The following is a 4353-nucleotide window of genomic DNA, read 5'->3' on the forward strand; positions in this document are numbered from 1 at the left end:
TGACCACGTGCTTCAGGTGCCACACCGCCGATCCAGGAGTTGAATACACCACGATTACGCTCATAGCCCAGTTTGAGGCCGATCAGCTGTCCCTGTTCGTCCAAGGCAACATGGGCCGACAGACTGCGTCGCCCTGCCAGCTTTTCGGCAAAGTTTGACCAGTCATCGGGCAGAACCACATCCAGAAAAGCGGCTAAAATCTCTGCCTGCGCGATACAGCGTGAGCCATCCCAGTGTTCAATCTTATAGACTTGCATCAATTCAAACCTCGACCTCGACATGGCCCCACGAGCGCGTTAGACCAGCCTCCTAAAATTAAGATGAGGGAGCCCTTAGCATGACCAAGACCACCACATTTGCCACACTTGCAGACCTTGCCGGCCAAGAAGTTGGCGCGTCCGATTGGCTGCTGATCGATCAAGACCGCGTCAATCTGTTTGCCGACGCAACTGGCGACCACCAGTGGATCCATGTCGACGTGCCCCGCGCCACCGCCGAAATGGGTGGCCCCATTGCGCATGGCTTTTTGACTCTGTCCTTGATTCCATTTTTGGGCAAAGACATCTTGAAGGTCGAAGGCGTAAGCCGCGGTATCAATTACGGCCTCAACAAAGTTCGCTTCACCAATATGGTGCGCGTTGGCTCGAAAGTCCGCGCTGTGCAAAAGCTGTTGAGCGTGGAGCCTAAGTCAGGCGGCCTGATGCTGACCAGCGAAGTCACGATCGAAATCGAAGGCGAAGCCCGCCCAGCATGCGTGGCGGAAACTGTCAGCATGTTGTTCGCTTAAGCTAGAAGGACAATATCATGTCTCGCATTGAAGCCCGCCTGCAGGAACTTGGCATCACTTTGCCGAACCCACCTGCCCCGGTGGCCAGCTATGTGCCCTTCACGCGCGTGGGTGGTTTGGTCCATATTTCGGGCCAAGTCTCACGCGCCGCCGATGGCGATCATTTAGGCCGGCTGGGTGGCAATTTGACCCTCGAACAAGGTCAAGCCGCTGCCCGTGTCTGTGGTCTGAATTTGCTGGCGCAATTGAAAGCGGCTTGCGGCGGGGATTTGGATCGTTTGGTGCAGGTCGTAAAGCTCAATGGCTTTGTGAATGTGACGCCAGAGTTTGACCCCATCCCGCAAGTGATGAACGGTTGTTCGGACCTTATGGTGGAAGTACTGGGCGACGCGGGCAAACATGCCCGATCTGCTGTAGGCGTTGCCAATCTGCCGATGGGATTTGCCGTGGAAGTTGACGGCGTGTTCGAAATCGCCTGAGCCGAAACCTGATTTGGCCAGTAGCGCGCTTCAGTGATGGGGAGCTCTGCTGGCCAATAATTCTGCCCGAACCCGCAAGGACTTACGGGCATAAGAAATCTCAATCAGGAATGAGATCAGCCCGCCGATGAGCGAGGCCATGGTGGCAATAAACAAAACCGCGACGACGCGGGATAGATCAATTGCAATCAGCTCTACTGAAAACAAGGCTACAATCAGCAAACACACCAGAAGGATCGCCGTCGTCGACAAGGTGATCGCATTATGGATCCAATTCATGCGCTGATCGAGCACGCGAAGTTCTGCCAAATGTCGGTTGGTATGCACGCCAGAGCCGACGGGGGAGTCCAAGTCTTGTTCAATGACGCGGCCACGATCGACAACCCGCGCGAGACGGGAGGTCAAGACATTGAGCAGGGTGCCGATGCCTGCGATCAAGAAGACCGGCGCGATGGACAGTTGGATGATCTGAACTATGTCGTGGGATGAAGCGATTGGCATAAAGTCAGTCTAAGCGCCGATTGGCCAAAGGTCGATGCTTATCCCTCGCCTCGCGCAGCACATGGCCTTTGCATGGGGCCGAACCTCGATAAGCTAAAGGGCATCATGACAGACGCGACTGAGCCTTCCACCATCGAACCGGAGTTTACGATCCGGATCGTGAACCACATTGGAGATGTGGCGCGCGAAACATGGGATGGATTGGCCAATCCACCAGGCGTAGCCTTTGATCCCTTTGTGTCGTGGGACTTCTTGCAAGCTTTGGAAGAAAGTGGCTGTGCCACCAGTTTTACCGGCTGGGGTGGGCGGCACCTCTTATGTCTGGATGGGGCGCAGAATGTGGTTGGCCTCGTTCCGCTCTGGCTCAAGTCACACTCGCAGGGCGAATACATCTTCGACCATAATTTTGCGGAAGCTTGGCAGCGCGCTGGCGGGCGCTGGTATCCCAAACTGACCAGCGCGGTGCCCTTCACCCCGGTCCCCGGTCGGAGGCTTTTGGTGAAGCCAGACGAGGATGCGGGCCTGATCCGCGTGGCCCTGATCTCTGCGCTCGAGCAAATTGGTGCGCAAAGTGGGCTCGCGACCGTGCAGGTCAATTTCGCCAAGGATCACGACTTGGCCGCATTGGAGTCGTGCAACTGGTTGTTGCGCGAAGATCGGCAGTTCCATTTCTTCAATCAGGGCTATCAAAGCTTTGACGATTTTCTGGCCGAGCTGTCTTCGGACAAGCGCAAGAATTTGCGGAAAGAGCGCGCCAAAGCCCAAGAAGGCCTTGAGATTTTGCGTCTCACCGGATCAGAAATCCAAGAAGATCATTGGGATCATTTCTTTGAATGCTATCAGGATACCGGCGCGCGAAAATGGGGCACGCCCTATCTAAACCGCCGTTTTTTTTCGCTGCTCGGTGAGCGGATGGCCGATCGCCTCGTGCTAATTCTGGCCAAGGATGGGGATCGATATATTGCCTCGGCGCTGAACTTCTTGGGCTCGGATACAATCTTTGGCCGCTGGTGGGGCCGATTGGAAGACCGGCCGTTCCTGCATTTTGAGCTCTGCTATTATCAAGCCATTGATGAAGCGATTGCGCGCGGCCTCGCTCGGGTTGAAGCGGGCGCGCAAGGTGGTCACAAGCTGGCGCGCGGCTATATGCCCGTCTCGACTTGGCAAGCAAGCTGGATCGCCGACCGAGGTCTACGGTCTGCAATTGCTGACTATCTGAAGCATGAGCGGGCGGCGATTGCCGATGATACCCACTGGCTGACGGAACGGACCCCATTCCGACACGTCGTTCAACAGGTGGACAGACCTTAGGTCATACTTTCGTTTTGCTTTCAAAACTATCGACGCATGTTAGCTTTACTCACGTTTGATAAATATAACAAAGATCGTGAGCAAAAATGGGAAAGCATCAGCAAGATTTCGAGACGGCGCTCGCTGGCGATGAGCTGGCGCGGCAGACGTTTAGCTGGCTTGCCCCCAGCCACCGCCACGACTTTGTGAGCTGGATTGACGCCGCCGTTGCAGAGCGGGATCGGTTCACGCGCATTCAAGCCGCGGTCGACATCTTGGCAGGACGAGAAGCCGTCCGCCGTAATTAGTTGGCATTGGCGAGCGGGATTGACCCCAGCACATTTCTGCTTTGATCGGAATCACGCGAGGGTTCTCGGGAAAGGCCAATCCTATGCATCTATCAAGCGCTTATGATCCCCAAAACATTTTTGCTAAGATTTTGCGCGGTGAAATGCCGTGCCTCAAAGTCTATGAAGATGCGGTCTGTCTGGCCTTTCTCGACATTTTCCCGCAGGGCCCCGGCCACACATTGGTGATCCCAAAGGTCGCGGCAACCAATCTCTTGACCCTGCCCGCCGACGCGCTGGGCCCCTATATGGTCAGTGTCCAAAAAGTCGCCAAGGCAGTCCAAAAAGCCTTTGAGGCAGACGGCTTGACCGTGTTTCAATTCAATGGCGCGGCGGGCGGCCAGACGGTCTTTCACCTTCACTTCCACATCATTCCGCGGCAAGAAGGCGTCGGCCTTAAAGGCCATGGGCAGGCTGGTAAGGCGTCTGAAGAAGACCTGATCGCCCAACAGGCTGCCATTATCGCAGCCTTTTAGGCCCCCTGCCCGATGGCTTATCGCACGATTGACGCCAACCTTGTTCTACAAACGCTGGAGAAACTGTGCCTACGCATTGGTGAACGCTTCCCCCAAGCAGGCCTCGGCAAAGTCTGTGCAGAGCTTGCGGTCTTGGCAGGCGATACCCAAGCCAGGGTAACCGGCCTTGCCCAGCCCATGATCTGGATCCGGGTTGGCGTGGCGTTGGTATTGGCTATGGGGGCAGGTCTTGCCGCTTATGGCATTCACGCAATTAGCTTTAGATCGGGGGAGGCCGAGATGCTGTCGCTGGTCTCGGCGCTTGAATCAGCGGTCAACCTTCTATTGGTGGTGGGTGCGGGGGTATTCTCGCTGACCAGCTTGGAGGCGCGCCTTAAGCGCCACACGGCCATGCGGGCGCTGCATGAGCTTCGCTCCATCATCCATGTCATCGACATGCACCAATTGACCAAAGACCCCGTCATGTTTGGGGC

7 protein-coding genes and 1 pseudogene are annotated in these 4353 nt (G+C 56.1%); 6 read left to right on the plus strand and 2 right to left on the minus strand.

Features of this window, described 5'->3' with window-relative positions:
• The coding region (locus ACOVRA_RS02485; protein WP_421718913.1) for a hypothetical protein at nucleotides 1-257 on the minus strand (257 nt) is incomplete at its 3' end.
• An 80-nt stretch (nucleotides 258-337) separates the two neighbouring features.
• Here ACOVRA_RS02485 and ACOVRA_RS02490 point away from each other — a divergent pair.
• Together ACOVRA_RS02490 and ACOVRA_RS02495 are read left to right on the plus strand one after the other, a co-directional pair.
• The gene (locus ACOVRA_RS02490; RefSeq protein ID WP_290802462.1) at nucleotides 338-787 is read left to right on the plus strand and encodes a MaoC family dehydratase; all 450 of its coding nucleotides are present in this window, start codon (nucleotides 338-340) and stop codon (nucleotides 785-787) included.
• Between the two features lie 17 nt (nucleotides 788-804).
• Complete coding sequence (locus ACOVRA_RS02495; protein ID WP_290802459.1) at nucleotides 805-1266, plus strand: RidA family protein; 462 nt, start codon at nucleotides 805-807, stop codon at nucleotides 1264-1266.
• 30 nt (nucleotides 1267-1296) lie between these two features.
• Here the strand turns inward: ACOVRA_RS02495 and ACOVRA_RS02500 are convergent, their stop codons facing one another.
• The gene (locus tag ACOVRA_RS02500) at nucleotides 1297-1767 is read right to left on the minus strand and encodes a DUF2721 domain-containing protein (RefSeq protein ID WP_290802456.1); all 471 of its coding nucleotides are present in this window, start codon (nucleotides 1765-1767) and stop codon (nucleotides 1297-1299) included.
• 105 nt (nucleotides 1768-1872) lie between these two features.
• Here ACOVRA_RS02500 and ACOVRA_RS02505 point away from each other — a divergent pair, with 105 nt between their 5' ends.
• The 4 genes and pseudogenes from ACOVRA_RS02505 to ACOVRA_RS02520 form a co-directional block, all read left to right on the plus strand.
• Nucleotides 1873-3078: a GNAT family N-acetyltransferase gene (locus tag ACOVRA_RS02505; RefSeq protein WP_421718914.1), complete on the plus strand. Its 1206-nt coding sequence runs from the start codon at nucleotides 1873-1875 to the stop codon at nucleotides 3076-3078.
• A gap of 86 nt (nucleotides 3079-3164) precedes the next feature.
• Nucleotides 3165-3365: a YdeI/OmpD-associated family protein gene (locus tag ACOVRA_RS02510; RefSeq protein ID WP_421718915.1), complete on the plus strand. Its 201-nt coding sequence runs from the start codon at nucleotides 3165-3167 to the stop codon at nucleotides 3363-3365.
• A gap of 83 nt (nucleotides 3366-3448) precedes the next feature.
• The gene (locus tag ACOVRA_RS02515; RefSeq protein ID WP_421718916.1) at nucleotides 3449-3880 is read left to right on the plus strand and encodes an HIT family protein; all 432 of its coding nucleotides are present in this window, start codon (nucleotides 3449-3451) and stop codon (nucleotides 3878-3880) included.
• Between the two features lie 12 nt (nucleotides 3881-3892).
• A pseudogene (locus ACOVRA_RS02520) lies at nucleotides 3893-4353 on the plus strand (hypothetical protein); the annotation flags it as partial.

The sequence above is a fragment of the Aquidulcibacter sp. genome (assembly GCF_049239865.1).
Lineage (GTDB): Bacteria > Pseudomonadota > Alphaproteobacteria > Caulobacterales > Aquidulcibacteraceae > Aquidulcibacter.